The sequence below is a fragment of the Vibrio sp. TBV020 genome, from assembly GCF_046056895.1.
GTDB lineage: Bacteria > Pseudomonadota > Gammaproteobacteria > Enterobacterales > Vibrionaceae > Vibrio.
In genome coordinates, this window is record NZ_JBEEAQ010000003.1 from 117,564 (window position 1) to 136,091 (window position 18,528).

The 18,528-nt window shown below is 43.9% G+C and carries 17 protein-coding genes; 2 read left to right on the plus strand and 15 right to left on the minus strand.

Going from position 1 to position 18,528, the window contains the following annotated elements; translation table 11 throughout:
• Positions 1-159: 159 nt before the first annotated feature.
• From hemN to AAFX28_RS08440, 5 genes are all read right to left on the minus strand, one after another.
• On the minus strand, positions 160-1,548 hold the full coding sequence (gene hemN / locus AAFX28_RS08420) for an oxygen-independent coproporphyrinogen III oxidase (RefSeq protein ID WP_408687050.1): 1,389 nt from the start codon (positions 1,546-1,548) through the stop codon (positions 160-162).
• A 185-nt stretch (positions 1,549-1,733) separates the two neighbouring features.
• A complete protein-coding gene (locus tag AAFX28_RS08425; RefSeq protein ID WP_408687051.1) occupies positions 1,734-2,222 on the minus strand; it encodes a DUF2489 domain-containing protein in 489 nt (162 codons plus the stop codon).
• A 9-nt stretch (positions 2,223-2,231) separates the two neighbouring features.
• Complete coding sequence (yihI, locus tag AAFX28_RS08430) at positions 2,232-2,792, minus strand: Der GTPase-activating protein YihI (protein WP_408687052.1); 561 nt, start codon at positions 2,790-2,792, stop codon at positions 2,232-2,234.
• On the minus strand, positions 2,792-3,430 hold the full coding sequence (locus AAFX28_RS08435; RefSeq protein ID WP_408687053.1) for a class I SAM-dependent methyltransferase: 639 nt from the start codon (positions 3,428-3,430) through the stop codon (positions 2,792-2,794). The genes yihI and AAFX28_RS08435 overlap by 1 nt, the downstream gene beginning before the upstream one ends.
• A gap of 726 nt (positions 3,431-4,156) precedes the next feature.
• A complete protein-coding gene (locus AAFX28_RS08440) occupies positions 4,157-4,774 on the minus strand; it encodes a c-type cytochrome (RefSeq protein ID WP_408687054.1) in 618 nt (205 codons plus the stop codon).
• A 136-nt stretch (positions 4,775-4,910) separates the two neighbouring features.
• On the opposite strand from AAFX28_RS08440, the gene yihA reads away from it, so the two are divergent.
• Positions 4,911-5,576 (plus strand): ribosome biogenesis GTP-binding protein YihA/YsxC, encoded by a 666-nt coding sequence (gene yihA / locus AAFX28_RS08445; protein ID WP_408687055.1) that lies wholly within the window; start codon positions 4,911-4,913, stop codon positions 5,574-5,576.
• 750 nt (positions 5,577-6,326) lie between these two features.
• On the opposite strand, the gene polA is transcribed toward yihA, so the two are convergent.
• From polA to hemB, 3 genes are all read right to left on the minus strand, one after another.
• Entirely contained in the window at positions 6,327-9,119 is a 2,793-nt protein-coding gene (polA, locus tag AAFX28_RS08450; protein ID WP_408687056.1) for a DNA polymerase I, read from the minus strand.
• A 624-nt stretch (positions 9,120-9,743) separates the two neighbouring features.
• Positions 9,744-10,181, minus strand: coding sequence for a GNAT family N-acetyltransferase (locus AAFX28_RS08455; RefSeq protein WP_408687057.1), 438 nt, complete (start codon positions 10,179-10,181; stop codon positions 9,744-9,746).
• 65 nt (positions 10,182-10,246) lie between these two features.
• The gene (gene hemB, locus AAFX28_RS08460) at positions 10,247-11,296 is read right to left on the minus strand and encodes a porphobilinogen synthase (protein WP_408687058.1); all 1,050 of its coding nucleotides are present in this window, start codon (positions 11,294-11,296) and stop codon (positions 10,247-10,249) included.
• A gap of 148 nt (positions 11,297-11,444) precedes the next feature.
• Between hemB and AAFX28_RS08465 the strand changes: the two genes are divergently transcribed.
• A complete protein-coding gene (locus tag AAFX28_RS08465; protein ID WP_408687059.1) occupies positions 11,445-12,206 on the plus strand; it encodes a TatD family hydrolase in 762 nt (253 codons plus the stop codon).
• 70 nt (positions 12,207-12,276) lie between these two features.
• On the opposite strand, the gene tatC is transcribed toward AAFX28_RS08465, so the two are convergent.
• The 7 genes from tatC to rmuC form a co-directional block, all read right to left on the minus strand.
• A complete protein-coding gene (tatC, locus tag AAFX28_RS08470) occupies positions 12,277-13,029 on the minus strand; it encodes a twin-arginine translocase subunit TatC (protein ID WP_408687060.1) in 753 nt (250 codons plus the stop codon).
• Positions 13,030-13,104: 75 nt separating this feature from the next.
• Positions 13,105-13,536: a Sec-independent protein translocase protein TatB gene (tatB, locus tag AAFX28_RS08475; RefSeq protein WP_408687061.1), complete on the minus strand. Its 432-nt coding sequence runs from the start codon at positions 13,534-13,536 to the stop codon at positions 13,105-13,107.
• 3 nt (positions 13,537-13,539) lie between these two features.
• A complete protein-coding gene (gene tatA, locus AAFX28_RS08480) occupies positions 13,540-13,800 on the minus strand; it encodes a Sec-independent protein translocase subunit TatA (RefSeq protein WP_004409706.1) in 261 nt (86 codons plus the stop codon).
• 50 nt (positions 13,801-13,850) lie between these two features.
• Positions 13,851-15,485 (minus strand): ubiquinone biosynthesis regulatory protein kinase UbiB, encoded by a 1,635-nt coding sequence (gene ubiB, locus AAFX28_RS08485; RefSeq protein ID WP_408687062.1) that lies wholly within the window; start codon positions 15,483-15,485, stop codon positions 13,851-13,853.
• Entirely contained in the window at positions 15,482-16,087 is a 606-nt protein-coding gene (locus AAFX28_RS08490) for an SCP2 domain-containing protein (RefSeq protein WP_408687063.1), read from the minus strand. The genes ubiB and AAFX28_RS08490 overlap by 4 nt, the downstream gene beginning before the upstream one ends.
• A gap of 11 nt (positions 16,088-16,098) precedes the next feature.
• Positions 16,099-16,881 carry a bifunctional demethylmenaquinone methyltransferase/2-methoxy-6-polyprenyl-1,4-benzoquinol methylase UbiE gene (gene ubiE, locus AAFX28_RS08495; RefSeq protein ID WP_408687064.1) on the minus strand — a complete coding sequence of 261 codons (783 nt, stop codon included), beginning with the start codon at positions 16,879-16,881 and terminating at the stop codon, positions 16,099-16,101.
• Positions 16,882-16,937: 56 nt separating this feature from the next.
• On the minus strand, positions 16,938-18,488 hold the full coding sequence (gene rmuC / locus AAFX28_RS08500) for a DNA recombination protein RmuC (protein WP_408687065.1): 1,551 nt from the start codon (positions 18,486-18,488) through the stop codon (positions 16,938-16,940).
• Between the last annotated feature and the right edge of the window lie 40 nt (positions 18,489-18,528).

Consider the following 18,528-nt stretch of genomic DNA (forward strand, 5'->3'; position numbering starts at 1 on the left):
ATATAGAGAAAAACGGTGGCTTCAAATATTGGTAATTTTCAAAGTAGTTGGAGTCACAGCTAGGCGTCAAACAACCTTATTCCCATGAGCATAGTCCGCTATGTGATTGGGATAAGGTTGTGAAGACAACAACGCTGTGGCTTCAAATACGAAGAAAATTTAAATTACGCGAGAGAACTGCTGCTGCCTAGCCTTCGCTCTCAAATACTTATCAAAACACATACAGATATTACGAATCAGTAGACGGCCACGTAGTGTCACTCGGATCTCTGTATCATCCACTTCCACTAGCTCGTCATTAATAAACGTCTGCAACAGTTCCAAGTCTTCTTTGAAATAATCATTGAACGTAACGCTAAACTCAGACTCAATCATGCTCTTATCGAGCTTAAAGTTACAAATCAGCTGCTTGATCACTTCACGACGAAGTAAGTCATCACTATCTAGTGCTACGCCTTTCCATAAAGCATGGCGCTGGTCAGTGACTTGAGCGTAGTACTTTTTAAGCTCTTTCTGGTTTTGCGCATACGCATCACCAATCATTGAAATAGCTGAAACGCCGAAGCCCACTAGGTCTGCTTCACCTTGCGTCGTGTAACCTTGGAAGTTGCGGTGTAAAACACCATTGCGCTGTGCTACAGCGAGCTCATCATCAGGCTGAGCGAAGTGGTCCATGCCGATAAACTGATAATCAGCACCAGTTAATGTCGCAATCGTGTCTTGCAGAATCGCCATTTTCTCTTCAGCGATCGGCAGATCTTCATCTTTAATCTTACGCTGCGCGGCAAACAATTGCGGCATATGTGCGTAGTTAAAGACAGATAAACGACCTGGTTTCATTTCCAAAACTTGCTTAAGCGTCTCTGCAAAAGAGTCTTTGGTTTGTTTCGGCAAGCCGTAAATCAAATCGAGATTCGTTGAACGGAAGCCTAGCTCTTTGGCACGATCAACCATCGCAAAAATAAATTCTTCATCTTGCTCACGGTTAACAAGCTTCTGCACTTCTTTATTGAAGTCCTGAACACCAATGCTCAAGCGGTTGAAACCTTCACCACGTAAATGATCCAGCATATCTAGTTCGATTTCACGCGGGTCGACTTCGATACTGATTTCAGCATCCCCTTCAAAGTAAAACTCACCACGAAGAATTGCCATCACACGGCTAATTTGCGCTTTAGTTAAGAAGGTTGGAGTACCACCGCCGAAGTGAAGCTGTGTTACTTTACGGCCTTGAAGCAATGCAGCACGAGTACGAATTTCTAGCTCTAGTACATCAAGATACTCATCCGCTTTATGCGCATGACGAGTAATCACCTTATTACAGCCACAGTAGTAACAAAGCTTGTGACAGAAAGGGATATGGATATAAAGAGAAAGCGGACGCTCTGGATACTGAGTACACGCCATGTCGTAGTCTGCGACAGTAAACGCTTCATGGAACTCTAAAGCTGTTGGGTAAGAGGTATAACGAGGACCTGAATAGTTGTACTTATCAAGAACCGCTTGATCCCAGACAATTTGTTGGCTTGCGACGACTGGCTGCGACATGATGGTATTTCCGTTTGGGCTTTAATGCTTATCTGGCTGATTGGGCCATGTAATTAGCAGGCTATTTTGCCACACCTAAGATAGAGTCGTCGGTGCGCTGGCTGCTTTTTGAGTAGCAATACTCAGAATTGATAACTCGATCACTACCCTTTAAGTGTAAGCGATCGAGTTATAAAAGTTACGCGCTAGATCATTTGAATGTTGATCTGATTATTTAATGGCTTCACTTTTTCCTGCAGACGTTTTAGCTCTTCAGTAATGTCTTGCTGAAGGCGAGACTCTGCTTTGTGACGCTCAAGGTTTTGCTTCATGCGTTCTTGCTTGGCCAACTCCTGACGAGCTTCACCACGCGCCATATCTTTCACAATATGGAACAGCTCAGCAGTCGCTGGATACTCTTTGTCGAAATCAATACGATCTTCACCTTGGACATAGTCCATGATGTTATAAAGACGGATACTAATTTCAGATAGGTCACACTGCTCTTGGATGCCGGCTAAGCAAAGGACGTTGACGCTTTCAAAGATGTTGGCATTACGCTTTTCAATTGCGAGCTTTTGTTGCTGCAATTGCAATTCCTTTTGCTTCTTGAGCTGGAGCAGAAGGTAACCAGCATGAGAGGCTAAACCGACAATGATTGCGCCGCCTGCGATAGCTAATAAGGTTACATTCATCGTGCTCTCTTACCCTTTAAATTGGTTCAGATCCAAACCTTCAAACTGAGAAAGAAGCTCATCATCTGAGTGTGCTTTCTTGCTCGGTTTCTTTTCTGCAACTGGCGCTACAACTTCTTCTTCCTCAAGCTCTTCTTCAGGCTCTTCGTAGATACCAAGTTGCTTCATCAGAACTTCAATACGCGCAAGTTTCTCATCCACGTACTTTTGTAGACCTGCGCCTAAGCTGTCACCATTGTCTAGGCGATCCAATAACACATTCAGTTGCGCGTCATTCTCAAGCATTTCTAGCTCTTTCTCAGCGTTTATACGACGCTCAGCTTTGCTTGGTTTTTTCACAGCCTCAACAACTAAAGGAATCTTCTTTTTGCTGCCTAAACGTGGGTCACGCTTTTGACCAACAGTTTGTTGCTTTTGCGTTTTAGCTTCAGAGTTACGACCGCCAGTCTTTAGACCTTTGCGCTTCTTGTCTTTTTTACGTAGACGTCCTTCAACGTCTGATTCAGTACGGTTACGAACAACGATTACGTCGCTATTACCGCCTGATCTTGCTTTCTTACTACGGCTCATTACTGGGCTTTCCTCAGTAAAATTACATCATTACCAATAAATTCAAGCTCGAGCTGATCCCGCTCTGCCAAGTATTGGAACGTTCTACGACCGAAAAAGATCACATGGGTCTGATCGTTTTTATAGTGCCATGAGGCGAACGCTTCAACATCAATGACCATCTTAGTCATAAGACCAATCCAGCCACCTGGCTTAACTAAATTCAACCATTGCTGCCACACCTTATTGGGCTCATATAGGTGCTCAATCACTTCTGTGGCAGTCATAAAGTCATACGACTTATCTAACACCGAGGTATCTGGGTGATAGTACAGGTCATATAAACTCATGGTGTGTCCCTGTTCTTCCAACATTAATGACAATGTTGGCCCTGGGCCACAACCAAAATCTAACCCGAGAGAGTTGGGCGCTATGCGCTCTAATATGGGGTCACAAACCCGAGATAAAAAGCGTCGATATCCTTCATCACTTGGATCATTCTCATGCAGATCGTAGTGGGCTTTTTCTGCTTTTGCATCCAAACGTTGGTCTGGATTAACAAACACAAGCTCACATTGCTGGCACTGAAGATACTCTCTACGCTTATCTTCATAATAGTGCTGAGTGTCTAAGCTCTGACAAAGGGGGCAATTATGCATATCGGTTGCGCAAACTCATCCTCAAACGGGGATGCGAAACATACCAGAAACTGGCGTTAGAGTGGAGCACTATTGCGCAAATAATCATCGATTTTTGAAAAATAGGAATAAAAAAAGCGATAGAGTATCTCTATCGCTTTCTAAACGCCTGACGGCAAAACTGTGTTGTACTGAGTTCAGTACACCAATAATCCATTTGTTTTTAGTGCTTTCCCTGCCAAAGTGTTGTTTGCCACCATCCTGGTGAGTTTTGGCTTTCCTTTTACTTCCTGATATCTGGGCTAGTCCTTAGCCTGATCCTTTGCGCTGTCTTAAACCATTAGACAAGTCGACCATCCGTATCAAGTAGGTGTCCTACCTACCCTGATTCCATTCATCAACAACCAAGTATCCTTTACTTGCGTCCTTGGAGACCTCCTGGTCTGAAATCCTTCATCAGCGCCCTGCCGATAACGATACTTTACCTTGATGAGCCGCCCGAACAATCTACAAAACGAAATAAATGCGCTTTTTTCTCTGCTCATTATCTCCTCTTAATATTTTCAATACCTTACAGAACAATATAAGAAGAAGGATGAGCTATGTATGGACGATCTCTTATAAAAGGGATGGAAAGATAGATGATCTCACTGAATATTGTCATGTGATCCGCTTCAAACGAAAAAGCCCAGACCGAAGTCTGGGCTTTTTCAATACAACTTTGTGCTCGAACAAATTCAAAGGGCTTTAGTGTAGGCCACCAACATATTTTGAAAGTGTATCGATATCTTCATCCGTTAGCTTCTTGGCGATATCACGCATCATTTCGTTCATATCATTTGCACGAGAGCCATCACGGAATTTTTCTAGCTGAGCTTTAATGTAGTCAGCATGTTGACCTGAAATTTTTGGGAAGCCAGATAGCTCAGTACCATCACCACGAGGACCGTGACATGCGATACAAGCAGTTAGGCCACGTTCAGCGTCACCAGCGGTATAAAGAACTTTGCCAGCTTCAACAACATTTTCAGGTGTTGTGTTGTCCGAGATAGATAGAGATGCGTAGTAAGCCGCAAGATCTTTCATATCTTGCTCAGATAGTGGCATAGCCATACCACCCATCACTGGGTCTACACGACCTTGTTTACCACCACTAGTCATACCCAACTTGAATTCTTTCAGCTGCTTTTCAATATATTTAGCATGCTGACCAGCAATTTTCGGGTACATTGCGAGTTGACTGTTGCCGTCAGCACCATGGCAGGCAACACAGGTTTGAGATTTTGCTTTACCAGCTTCTATGCTGCCTTGGGCCCATACGGAGCAGCTGGCTAAAAGACTCAATATTAGCGCTAATTTCTTCATGACATTCCATTTATAATTATCAAGCTTCCAGTACCACTCATGGTACAATAGGCGACCTTATGCCGAGCACGGTTATTTTACACAATTTCACAAAAAAGTAATCAATCGACTACACAAAGTCGAGATGGAGTTAACAGTGAGCGTAAAAATTCATTATCAAAACACTCATTTCATCACAAGTGCGCCGGATATCCGCGCCTTGCCAGAAGATGAAGGTATCGAAGTTGCGTTTGCAGGACGCTCCAATGCGGGCAAATCAAGCTCTCTAAATCGCCTGACTAACCAACGTAGCCTAGCAAAAACCAGTAAAACACCTGGCCGTACGCAGCTTATTAACTTATTTAAAGTCACTGACGGCTGTCATATTGTTGACCTACCAGGGTATGGTTTTGCTCAAGTTCCACTAGAAATGAAGAAAAAGTGGCAAAAATCACTAGGCGAATACCTACAGAAACGTGCGTGCTTGAAAGGTCTTGTCGTACTGATGGATATCCGTCACCCAATGAAAGACCTAGACCAACAATTGATTTTTTGGGCGGTAGACAGCGGAATCCCAGTACAGGTACTGCTTACTAAAGCAGACAAGCTGAAAAGTGGTGCGCGTAAAGCTCAAGTATTGAAGATCAAGAAAGATGCGGTTGGCTTTGGTGGTGACGTAAGTGTTGCAGCATTCTCTTCATTAAAAGGAATTGGTGTTGATGTGCTACGCAGCAAGCTAGACGAGTGGTTTGCACCAGCACTTGCTGAAACAATAGTTGAAGAGATCGTTGAAGAAGAGAACATCGACGACGAACAACAATAGTATCGACTTGATACATTGCTTCTAAACTGGCCCTGCTGAAATGCGGGGCTTTTTTATATCTGTCTAATCGAATAAGTGCCGTAAAAACAAAACGCCCCACCTTCCTGGCGGGGCAACGGGAGAGAAATAGTTGTTATAAATTATTATGCGCCCTAGGTTACGAATATCTGAGCTGAGATCAACTCGAATAACCTTCCTCCTCCGCTTGACGAGAAAATAACAATAACCAAATAAAAACAACAAGTTAAATTCATACAGGTTCTAAAAGACCATGATAAGTAGCATTGTTTTTTCACCCAAAATAACCAAACTGTGAGTGGAGTAAAGTTACAAAATTGACTGTAATTACAGAACAGAAAAAATGCTGGTTGTCATAGCAAAATGATCGAGAAAGAGAAGCAAGAGCTGGGAGTAATGGGGAAGAATTATTATAAGACTTTGAGTTTGTTGATTTTTTTCTTTCGCACAATAAAAAACGCCCCAGTCAAAAACTGACTGGGGCGGCTGAATCAGCCTAATCCAATAACGTGAAACAAAAGGTCTGAAAGATAGAACATCTTACCTCTGTACCCTACGCAGATTAATGTACAACAATTGGTCAGAAATGAAAACTACTTTTGTAAGTTTTTTTCATTAAAGTTTTATTAAATGACATTTAGATCAATTTAACAGCCACTTATTTATCGACAAAAAAAAGCCAGTGTTTGTGCACTGGCTCATGTTATTTGTCGGAAATGGCTTATTTTTTGTCTAGTGCGCCTGATCCCAGTTATCGCCGTGCCCAGATTCAGCCACTAATGGAACATCTAATGATGCTGCAGATTCCATCAATTCTTGTACTTTACTTTCAATTTCGGTCAAAGCTGACTCCTCAACTTCGAAAACCAGTTCATCGTGTACTTGCATCAATAGTTTAACTCGGCCATCACCTTCTGCTTGAATCCACTCATCAACCAGTAGCATCGCTTTCTTAATAATATCAGCAGCTGTTCCCTGCATTGGCGCGTTGATCGCTGCACGTTCTGCCGCTTTACGACGCATACCATTACGCGATTTGATTTCAGGCAAATGTAGACGACGACCAAAGATAGTTTCAACGTAACCCAGTTCTGATGCAGTACTACGAGTATCTTCCATATACTGCATCACACCTGGATAGCGTTCGAAATACTTGTTCATGTAGTCTTGCGCTTCACCACGCGGAATTCCCAATTGTTTCGCCAGACCAAATGCACTCATACCGTAGATCAGGCCAAAGTTAACCGCTTTTGCACGGCGACGCTGTTCTGAACTAACTTGATCAATCGTCGTACCCATAATTTCAGCCGCTGTTGCAGCGTGGATATCTTTACCTTGTTGGAAAGCATCCAGTAGCGCTTTATCACCCGATAGGTGCGCCATGATGCGCAATTCAATCTGAGAGTAATCGACAGCCATGATTTTATAACCATGTGGCGCAATAAACGCTTGGCGAATACGACGGCCTTCTTCGTTACGAATTGGGATATTCTGTAAGTTAGGATCGGTCGAAGAAAGACGGCCCGTTGCCGTAACTGCTTGATGATATGAGGTGTGTACACGACCCGTTTCAGGGTTAATCATCTTCGGCAGCTTATCGGTGTAAGTTGATTTGAGCTTCGCTAGACCGCGATATTCCAGAATCAGTTTTGGTAACGGGTAATCTAAAGCAAGCTCTTGCAACACTTCTTCGTTTGTAGAAGGCGTGCCTGACGGTGTTTTCTTGATAACCGGTAAGCCCATTTTTTCAAACAACAGTGCTTGTAGCTGCTTCGGTGAGTTCATATTGAACTCTTGTTCTGCAATCTCATACGCCTGTTGTTCTAGCTCGTCTAAACGTTGCGCAATCTCTTGCGACTGAGTAGCAAGCTTCATGTCATCAACCAAAACGCCTGTGCGTTCGATACGTGATAAAACAGGAACAAGCGGCACTTCCACTTCTTGGTAGATGCTTTTTAGCTTGTCATCTTGCTCAATATTACTCATTAAGCGGTTGTGCAAACGCAATGTCACATCTGCATCTTCTGCCGCATAAGGCGATGCCTGATCAAGCTCAATCTGGTTGAAAGTTAGCTGCTTCTTACCTTTACCCGCGATTTGCTCAAACGAAATACAGCTATGTTGTAGGAAGCGTAGCGCTAAGCTATCCATATCATGCTTGCCACCAACGCTGTTATACACGTATGAAGCTAACATGGTGTCGTGCTTGATACCCTTCATTTCAATGCCATAACGCGCCAACACACTCGCATCGTATTTCAGGTTCTGGCCTACTTTCGCTTGAGCATCATCTTCAAGAATTGGCTTCAGCTGTGCGAGCACCCAGTCACGATCAAGTTGCTGTGGAGCATCTAGATAGTCGTGAGCCACAGGGACATAAGCAGCGATGCCTTCTTCTGTCGCAAATGACAAACCAACAAGGTTCGCCACCATGTAATCTAGGCTGTCTGTTTCAGTATCGAACGCAAATACCTCTGAAGCCTTTAGCTTTTCAACCCAAGTAGAGAACGTCGCTTCATCAAGAATAGTTTCGTATTGGCTGCGATCGATCGTTACAGCAGAGGTATCCATTTCTGCTGCACTTGATGACGCCGAGCTTGCTACTGCACCTGACTTTTCATCTGCCTCAACAACACCAGTGCCTCCATCCAATAACTCATTCAGCCATGACTTAAACACTAGCTGGCCATAAAGTTTGATCAGCTCGTCTTTATTTGGCTCCGCTTTTAATAGAGATTCTGGGGTTTCTTCCAGTTCAACATCAAGCTTGATAGTCGCCAGTTCATATGACAGCAAAGCATTATCTTTGTTATCGACCAGCTTCTTCGCCATGGTTTTAGAACCGCGGAAACCAAGAGGTGCAATATCATCGAGATTTTCATACAGCTTATCTAGGCCGCCAATACCTTGCAGCAAAGCGGTAGCAGTCTTGTCACCAACACCAGGAACACCTGGAATGTTATCGACTTTATCACCCATCAATGCGAGATAATCGATGATCAGCTCTGGTGGGATACCGAACTTCTCAACTACGCCCTCACGATCCATCACTACGTTAGTCATGGTGTTGATTAGAGTAACGTTCTCATCCACCAACTGAGCCATATCTTTATCACCAGTACTGATCAACACTGGCATACCTGCTTGAGAGGCTTGATACGCTAAGGTACCAATCACGTCATCGGCTTCAACACCTGGAATACAGATAAGCGGTAAACCCATTGCTCGAATGACATTATGTAATGGTTCGATCTGACAACGGAGATCATCAGGCATTGGAGGACGATTAGCTTTGTACTCTGGATACATATCATCACGGAAGGTTTTACCTTTCGCATCAAAGACCACAGCAATACGATCCGAAGAAAACTGGCGCATCATGCTGCGTAGCATATTTACGACACCATAAACCGCATTAGTCGGAATATCGCCGTTACTCATTGTGCCTGGGTAAGCATGAAAAGCACGATATAGGTAAGAAGAGCCGTCAATCAGGATTAACGGATTATCAGGGATGTGAGCCATAGTCTTTACGTATCCAAAGAAAATGCAAAAAAGATCTGCTTAGGATGCCATGACTCAGTCAGTGAATCCATTTTAACTCTCTGAACTCTACTCACACATTTGATTATTCTTATACCAGCGCCTACCCTCTCCTGTGGATAACTCTGTTTATATTATTTATACACAGGATATAAAAAGAGAGAGATAGGAAAGAAAAAACATCATAAGCCCATGTAATAAAAGGACATTAACAGAGATCGATCATCCACAGATCGATCTTGAAACGATCTTGCATTGTGGAAAAGACCATTGGTGTCCTTTTATTCGATCCAAAATAGCAGACATAAAAAAAGCGACATCTTTCGATGTCGCCTAGCAAAAAGGGGTCAAAGCAATTCAGGTGAATGAGGTGCTTTGCCATAAAGCTATAAATTACACTGGAAGCAATGTGAGCAATGTCGTGTCAAAAAGAACTAGTGCAAGTTCGATTAAGTTCAGTGTCATCACCGTCTCCAATTTGAATCTGGTAACTCAACATCCTTGTGAACTTCTCTCATTCCCTAAGACGAGATAAATAATAACCATTCTCATTTAATGCGTCAACAGTTAAATGAGAAAAAATCTCATTTAATTTTTATGACAAGGCTATAAAGCCTTTGAGAAGTGAATTCGGCTCTCTACGATTGGTGATTTTTCTTCAAAATTTTCAATAAGATAACCATTTCTAATTAGCAATCTCAACATAGCTGGAAATTGATTTCGAGACTTCACTTTTAGTTGTTTGTAGCCTTGCTCAATAGCCCACTGTTCTTGGATTTCCAGTAATTTTTGCGCGACCCCTTTCTTACGAGCTAAAGCAGAAACTCCACCAAACCAGCTATAGAAAGTTTCTTTATCCAACTGATAGCCAATTTTAAAACCCAATAGGTTGTCACCTTCTTGCGCTACTTGAATCAAAGAACGCGACTTACCCTCTAAGCGAGCGGCTAAACTCTCGACCGTTTCTTTGTGGGCAAACTCTTTGATCTGCTCTACCACTTGGACACACTCTTCTAATGTCCCTTCACGATAAATGATGCTCACGATAAACCTCCAAAACTAAAAAAGGCTGACATCCGCCAGCCTTTCAACACTTAATTATTCTAAAGCTATTCTTCGCTCTGTTTTAAGTATGTAGCTGCTTGTGCATTTTCTTCTGCTAGCCATTCTGCTACATCTTTTGCAAAGTAAGTTAGGATGCCATCCGCGCCAGCGCGCTTAAAGCACAGTAATGATTCCATCACGGTCTCACGCTCTTTTAACCAACCATTGGCAAAAGCGGCTTTGTGCATCGCATACTCACCAGAAACTTGGTAAGCAAAAGTTGGGACTTCAAGCTCAGACTTCACACGACGAACGATATCAAGGTAAGGCATACCAGGCTTCACCATAACCATATCCGCGCCTTCGTTGACGTCCATTGCCACTTCATGAATCGCTTCGTCGCTGTTAGCTGGATCCATTTGGTAGTTCTTCTTGTTACCACCTTTAAGGTTACTTGCACTACCGACCGCATCGCGGAAAGGTCCATAGTAACAAGAGGCGTATTTAGCAGAATAAGCCATAATTTGGGTATTGATATGACCTGCTTGCTCTAGCGCTTTACGAATCTCACCGATTCGACCATCCATCATATCCGAAGGCGCTACAACATCTGCACCCGCTTCTGCGTGTGACAATGCTTGCTTAACCAATACTTTGGTCGTTTCATCATTGAGGACATAACCCTCTTCATCAATGATGCCGTCTTGGCCATGGGTGGTAAATGGGTCTAATGCTACGTCAGTAATCACACCAATCTCAGGCACATGTTCTTTCAATGAACGAACGGCACGCTGAACTAAGCCTTCTGGGTTGTAAGCTTCAGCAGCACATAGGCTTTTTGCATCTTGGTTAACGACTGGGAATAGAGCGATCGCTGGCACACCAAGCTGAGCTAGGTATTGCGCTTCTTCCAACATCAAATCGATCGACAAGCGCTCGATACCCGGCATTGACTCAACAGTTTCTCGGCGATCTTTACCCATTAAAATAAACATAGGGTAGATAAGATCGTTAACAGACAGTTGGTTTTCAGCCATTAAGCGGCGACTAAAGTCATGTTTACGCATACGGCGCATACGACGGCCAGGGAATTGACCTTGAATCGAAACTGACACTCTATTCTCCTTGTGTGGTGAAAGTGCTTGTATTGCATAATATCACTCATTGTATACGACGCTAGCAACAAAGCAGAAAAATGCAGAAAATGACCAAATGCTCACACTGCCGTATACTTGTGCCACTTAGTTAGCCCAGAGAACGACCATGATTGATACCCACGCCCATATCTATGCCAGTGAATTTGACGCAGACCGTGATGACGTTGTTCAGCGCGCTCTAGCCCAAGGCATTGATAAGATTCTACTGCCTAATATAGACCTAGAGTCGATTGAGCCAATGTTAAAGACCGAAGCGAACTACCCAGAAGTTTGCCGCTCAATGATGGGCCTTCATCCGTGCTATGTGGATGGTAACGTCAAGCAGACTCTCGACGTGGTTCATTCTTGGTTCGACAAGCACAATTTTATTGCTGTTGGCGAAATTGGTATTGACCTGTACTGGGATAAAACCTTTAAAGCAGAGCAAGAGATGGCGTTCATTACCCAGTTGAATTGGGCCAAAGAGATGAATTTACCTGTAGTGATTCATACTCGAGACTCGATTGAAGAAACATTAGCGCTACTACGTCAAGAGCAAGATGGCTCCCTATCCGGTGTATTCCACTGTTTTGGTGGCAGTGTTGAAGAAGCAAAAGCTATCAATGATTTAGGCTTTCACTTAGGTTTAGGTGGCGTATCAACATTTAAGAATGGCGGTATGGATAAGGTCATCCCACACCTTGATATGAATTATGTAATTCTAGAAACTGACTGCCCTTACCTTGCGCCAGTCCCTCATCGCGGTAAGCGTAATGAGCCAGCCTATACTTCTCTTGTCGCTCAACGCGTTGCCGATCTAAGAGAGATAAGCTTAGCTGAGGTTGATAGCCTGACTACAGCCAATGCGGTTGAGTTGTTTAAGCTCTAACTCTCTGCAAAAAAACAAAAAGGGGTTGATGTTTCTGCATCAACCCCTTTCTTATTCTAGCTAGTACAACCTACTCTTCTACTTGTTCGTCTTCATCCTGATCTTTACGCACATAGAAGCGAGCAAAGAACAAACCGACTTCAAATAGCAGGCACATTGGGATCGCCAATAGCGTCTGAGAAATCATATCTGGCGGTGTCAGCATCATACCGACAATAAACGCACCAACAATGATATATGGGCGCTTCTCGCTCAAACTCTTAGGGTTTGTCGCCCCTGTCCAACATAGCAAGATGATGGCTACTGGCACTTCAAACGCAATACCGAATGCTAAGAACAGCGCCAAAACAAAGTCCAGATAACTGGAAATGTCGGTTGCGAACTCAACACCACCAAGAGAAATAGCAGTAAAGAAGCCAAACACCAGCGGGAATACCACAAAGTACGCAAAGGCAACACCACAGTAAAACAGCAGTGAACTTGAGAACATCAATGGCATGATTAAACGACGTTCATGCTTATATAAGCCAGGTGCTACAAAGGCCCAAACCTGATACAAGATAAACGGTACCGCAACAAAGATAGACGCGATTAAGGTCAGCTTTAACGGCGTAAAAAATGGGGACGCAACATCGGTAGCGATCATCGTTGCCCCTTCTGGTAAACGCTCTACCAAAGGTGCAGAAACAAACTCATAGATGTCGTTAGCAAAGTAGATCAGACCTAGAAACACCACGAGTACGGCGACAATAGCACGCAATAGGCGGTTACGAAGTTCCAATAAATGACTGATCAAAGGCTGTGTCTGCTCAACAGAAGACATGAAAACCTCTACTAAAAAAGATAGAAAAAGAGCTACGAACTCTATACATAAGTCGTAGCTCCTCTAAATACGAGACTATTCGGCTTTTTTATCTGCCTGTGGCGTTGGTTGAGTATTCAAACTCTCAACCTCACCAGCGGAGTCATTGGCGCTGTGAACGGATGAAGCTTTGTCATCCACAGTCTCAGTACTGTTCGTCGCTGAGTCGCTTTTGCTCGCATATGGACGCTGGACGTCTTGCGCAGCTTGCTTCAGTTGTTCTACTGAAGACTTTAGCTCAGGAGAGAGATCTTCCATCCCCATCTGCTCTGCTTTACGCAAGTTATCTTGTAGCTCTTGTACCTTAAGCTCATGAGAAAGTTCGTCTTTCACACTGTTTGCCATATCCTTCGCAGCACCAACAAATTTGGACACACTACGAATCGCATGTGGCAAACGCTCAGGACCAAGCACCACCAGCCCAACAACAGATATTAATACCAGTTCCCAAAAACCGATATCAAACACGAGTTACGCCTGCTCTTTGTCTTTCTTAGTTTCAGCAGTTGCTTCTGTTTTCTGCTGTTCTACGCTTTTTTGCTGATCAACAGCTTTTGGCTCAAAGTCTGCGTCTTTTTTGTCTTTGTCCGCATCATCTTCGCTCATTGCTTTCTTGAAGCCTTTTACTGCGCCGCCAAGATCGCCACCAATACCACGTAGTTTCTTAGTACCAAACAGTAGAACTACAATGACAGCAATAATCAGAAGTTGCCAAATACTAATACCACCCATTCTTTTTACCTCGGGTCTTATTAAACAAAATTATTTCAAGAGTTTAACGTCTATTGACGGTAAGCTCGCCAACTAAGCAACCAAAATGTGACCCCACCAATGGCGCTGGCCAATGAAAGCTGCTCATAAGTGCTGTTTACCAATATTGCCGAGCATACGACTAATGTGGCACCAACACCAAATAAAAATTTACCTGTTGCTTGCTGACGCTTGCTTGAACGATAACCTTGGTAAAGCTGATCCATACGTTGGTTCATCATCTTACCTTGGCGCAAACTGTCATACAGCAACTCTGGCAGTTCCGGCAGTTTCTCTGCCCAGAACGGCGCACGATCTTTTACCGCGTTGATCACCGCTTGCGGACCAACTTGGTTCATCATCCACTCTTCAAGGAATGGCTTAGCGGTCTCCCACAAATCAAGCTGTGGGTATAGCTGGCGTCCAAGACCTTCCACATAAAGTAGTGTCTTTTGCAGTAACACCAGTTGCGGTTGTACTTCCATATTGAAGCGACGCGCAGTGTTAAACAAGTTTAAAAGCACATGACCAAACGAAATTTCGCATAACGGCTTAGCAAAAATCGGCTCGCACACAATACGAATCGCAAATTCAAACTCATCGATATTGGTTTCACGTGGAACCCAACCTGAATCAACATGCAATTCAGCGACACGTCGATAGTCGCGATTGAAGAAAGCTAAGAAGTTTTCCGCTAAATAACGTTTGTCTTCACTGTTTAACGTACCAACAATACCGCAATCTAGACCAATCCAACGTGGATTCTCTGGATGTTCTGGTTCAACAAATACGTTGCCAGGGTGCATGTCGGCATGGAAGAAGCTATCACGGAATACTTGCGTAAAGAATACACTCACACCACGTTCAGCGAGAAGCTTCATGTTGGTGCCGTTCGCCTTTAAACCTTCAATATCAGAAACTTGAATGCCATATATTCGCTCAGAAACCATGACAGTTTCATTACTAACATCCGTAATAACTTCTGGTACATACAATTCTTCACTACCTTCGAAGTTTCGACGCAGTTGAATTGCATTCGCCGCTTCACGACGTAAGTCTAGTTCATCCAGTAGTGTCTTTTCGTACTCACGTACCACTTCGACCGGTTTCAATCGACGTGCTTCAGGAAGCGCTTTGGCGACTATACGTGCCATTCGGTACATAAGTTTTAGATCTGCATCAATGACCGGGCGAATATCTGGCCTAATGACCTTTAATACCACTTCTTGGTTAGTCTCTTTGAGCGTAGCTGTGTGTACCTGAGCAATTGACGCAGATGCCAGCGGTTCAATCTCAAAGTTATCAAACCAAGTTTCGAGCGGCCCACCTAACGCTTGCTCCATTTGTTCTTTTGCTAGCTTGCCATCAAATGGCGACACTTGGTCTTGCAGCAATGCTAATGGATCAGCGATATGCGGAGGAAATAGGTCTCGGCGAGTCGACATCATCTGGCCGAACTTAATCCATACAGGACCTAACTCTTGTAGCGCGAGGCGCAGTCGATCACCGAGTGGCTTTTCTGGATGTTTGTTTTTGATCCAAAAAAGACTCTTTCGAACCAATAGTGGCGCTTTCGTTAATTGATGCTCTGGAAGAAGTTCATCAAGCCCATACTCAAGCTGAACTCGAACAATATGATATAAACGGCGCAGCTCTGTTAGGGTCATGCAAGCTCCAGCAATTTATTGAGCTTAGCTTCCACGCGAGCTGCCTGACTTTTCACGTCGTCAACCTGATCACAGAAATGCGCGACTTCTAGAGGTGCAGGAGCAATCTTCCACTCTTCAGTTAAGACTTGCGCAAGGTGATTCTGGTGCTTGCTTGCCTGTGTTTTAAGCATATTGCCAACGCCAGCAACACCTTGAACAACAGTATGAGCGACGACATCACCAGTCAGCTTAGATAGCCACTCTTCGATGTCAGGCTTACAGTCGGTCATTAGCTGAGAAAACTTCTGAGCCAGTTGGATGTCACCTTCTAGGATTAACTTGTCTTGCTTGATGAGCTTAGTGATGTTCGATTGATCGCGTAGCTCTGGCAAAACTGACAAGTTAAGCGATAGGAAACAATCAGGCTGCCCTTCATAATTCGCCAACACATCAATCTGCTGACTAAAGATAAAGGTAAGCGTTTTATTAAGTTCTTTGAGATGAACTTGAATCACTTGCCCTTTTAAACGAGCAAGACGACGACCCAGTTCTGGATCGTCCTTAATCAATGTGTTGAGAGAAGTCTCAATCACCGCTGTAACAAGAGGTTCAAATGGCATAGGGAACGACCTTAGAATTTGTAACCACGGTGTAGAGCAACAATACCACCCGTCAAGTTGTAGTAACTGGTGTTTTCAAAACCAGCTTCATCCATCATCCCTTTCAAGGTTTCCTGATCTGGGTGCATGCGGATAGACTCAGCAAGGTAGCGGTAACTTTCTGCATCATTCGCCACCAATTCACCCATCTTAGGTAATAGGTGGAATGAGTAGGTATCGTAAATTTTTGATAATGGCTCTAAAACAGGCTTAGAGAATTCAAGCACCAGTAGGCGACCACCAGGCTTTAGCACGCGGTACATAGAACGCAGCGCTTTATCTTTATCTGTTACGTTACGTAGACAGAAGCTGATCGTGATGGCATCAAAGTAGTCATCTGGGAATGGCAATTCTTCTGCGTTTGCTTGTACGTAGTGAACGTTACCCACAATGCCATTGTCGCGTAGCTTGTCACGACCAACATTAAGCATAGAGTTGTTGATGTCAGCCAGTACCACATGACCTTTTTCCCCGACAATACGAGAGAATTTAGCAGTAAGGTCACCCGTACCACCACCAAGGTCTAGTACACGTTGACCAGGACGAACACCACTACAATCGATAGTGAAACGCTTCCATAAACGGTGAACGCCGCCCGACATTAAGTCATTCATAATGTCGTACTTAGCCGCCACAGAGTGGAAAACTTCAGCAACTTTGGTTACTTTCTCTTCTTTCGCTACGGTTGTGAAACCAAAATGCGTGGTTTCATTTGATTCTAAAGCTGTATTCGATTGCACGCTTGTATCCGTCATGATGATTCCTCTTCGAGCAGCGCTACCAATTAATACGACCTAAGCGCTGCGGGCGATTAGTTTACTTTATCCTCAGACGGATGTCTTTCCACGAAAGAATCATTTTTATCCAGTACATGGTTTTCTGTGAGGCTGTCGTGCTGAGCTAACTGCGCTAACTCACTGGATATCGGCTTTTTCACTTCAACACCAAGCTGTTTGAAACTCTCTGCTTGGCGAATTACATTTCCACGACCAGTCGCCAGCTTGTTCATCGCCCCTTGATAGTTTTGATTCGCTTTATCTAGCGCCCCACCTAGGCTCTCCATATCATCAATAAATAGGCGCAACTTGTCATAAAGCTTACTCGCCCGTTCTGCGATAATTTGTGCGTTCTGGTTTTGGCGTTCATTTCGCCATAAGTTGTCGATAGTGCGCAGCGCCACCAGCAATGTCGTTGGGCTAACTAAGATGATGTTTTGCTCCATGGCATCTTTGACCAAGCTAGGATCTGCTTGAATTGCCACTTGGAAAGCGGGCTCTACCGGAATAAACATCAGCACATAATCTAAGCTTTGGATACCCTTAAGTTGGTGATAATCCTTATTCGATAGCCCTTTAATGTGGGCACGTAAAGCAAGTAAGTGGTCACTTAGAGCTCGCTCTCGCTCAGCATCGGTTTCTGCATTAAAGTAGCGTTCATAAGCGACCAAAGCCATCTTCGAGTCGACCACCACTTGCTTATCTTGGGGTAAGTGAACAATCACATCGGGTTGATAGCGCTTACCCGCTTCGTTTTGTAAGCTCACTTGAGTTTGGTATTCATGCCCCTCACGCAAACCTGACTCAGCAAGAACACGAGCAAGTACCACTTCCCCCCAGTTACCTTGCTGCTTGTTGTCCCCTTTCAAAGCTTGGGTAAGGTTTAACGCTTCTTTCGTCATCTGTTCATTGAGGCGTTGGAGGTTTTTCAGCTCATGCACTAGCGTATGACGCTCTTTGGCTTCTTGGTTAAAGCTATCATTGACCTGCTTCTTAAAGCCTTCTAACTGCTCACGTAATGGTGAAAGGAGACCATCCAAGCTTTGGCGGTTTTGCTGATCGACTTTCGCCGTTTTAGTTTCAAACAGTTGATTAGCTAAATGCTCAAATTGTTGTTTGAGACGCTCTTCTGCTTGCTCAAGTAACTGTAGTTTTTCTTGGTTAGCTTTGTTTTCTTGTTCATGACGGGCTTCTTGTTCACGCAGTTGGGCTTCTAACTGGGACTTGTGCTCGCGTACTCGGTTAAGATCATCCGCATATTGCTGACGCTCTTGTTTTACCGCATCGAAGTAGCGCAGCTTCTCCAATACCGCCATTAATTTGCCATGAGATTGTTTTAATTCATAAGCGGCTTTATCCCGTTCAGTATCGAGTTCATCAAGCTCATTTTGAGCTTCTGTTAACTCTTTCTGTAACTGCCCGATCTGGCTGCTGGCTAACTGCTGATTTGATTCTAGCTGCTGCTCCAAAAGCTGATTGTCGAAACGCATTTTCTGTTTTACCCACCAGCCAACAGCAACACCACTTGTGATAGCGCTGACCAAGCCGCTAACTAACACACTTTGATGCTCAAGAATCCATTGCATAATAACGATTTAACTCTTCTAACTTAGATATCTTCAATGG

Coding starts and splice junctions, on each gene's coding strand:
- hemN (WP_408687050.1), bottom strand. CDS start 1,548: ATGTCGCAGCCAGTCGTCGCAAGCCAACAAATTGTCTGGGATCAAGCG.
- AAFX28_RS08425 (WP_408687051.1), bottom strand. CDS start 2,222: ATGAATGTAACCTTATTAGCTATCGCAGGCGGCGCAATCATTGTCGGT.
- yihI (WP_408687052.1), bottom strand. CDS start 2,792: ATGAGCCGTAGTAAGAAAGCAAGATCAGGCGGTAATAGCGACGTAATC.
- AAFX28_RS08435 (WP_408687053.1), bottom strand. CDS start 3,430: ATGCATAATTGCCCCCTTTGTCAGAGCTTAGACACTCAGCACTATTAT.
- AAFX28_RS08440 (WP_408687054.1), bottom strand. CDS start 4,774: ATGAAGAAATTAGCGCTAATATTGAGTCTTTTAGCCAGCTGCTCCGTA.
- polA (WP_408687056.1), bottom strand. CDS start 9,119: ATGGCTCACATCCCTGATAATCCGTTAATCCTGATTGACGGCTCTTCT.
- AAFX28_RS08465 (WP_408687059.1), top strand. CDS start 11,445: ATGATTGATACCCACGCCCATATCTATGCCAGTGAATTTGACGCAGAC.
- tatC (WP_408687060.1), bottom strand. CDS start 13,029: ATGTCTTCTGTTGAGCAGACACAGCCTTTGATCAGTCATTTATTGGAA.
- tatA (WP_004409706.1), bottom strand. CDS start 13,800: ATGGGTGGTATTAGTATTTGGCAACTTCTGATTATTGCTGTCATTGTA.
- ubiB (WP_408687062.1), bottom strand. CDS start 15,485: ATGACCCTAACAGAGCTGCGCCGTTTATATCATATTGTTCGAGTTCAG.
- AAFX28_RS08490 (WP_408687063.1), bottom strand. CDS start 16,087: ATGCCATTTGAACCTCTTGTTACAGCGGTGATTGAGACTTCTCTCAAC.
- ubiE (WP_408687064.1), bottom strand. CDS start 16,881: ATGACGGATACAAGCGTGCAATCGAATACAGCTTTAGAATCAAATGAA.
- rmuC (WP_408687065.1), bottom strand. CDS start 18,488: ATGCAATGGATTCTTGAGCATCAAAGTGTGTTAGTTAGCGGCTTGGTC.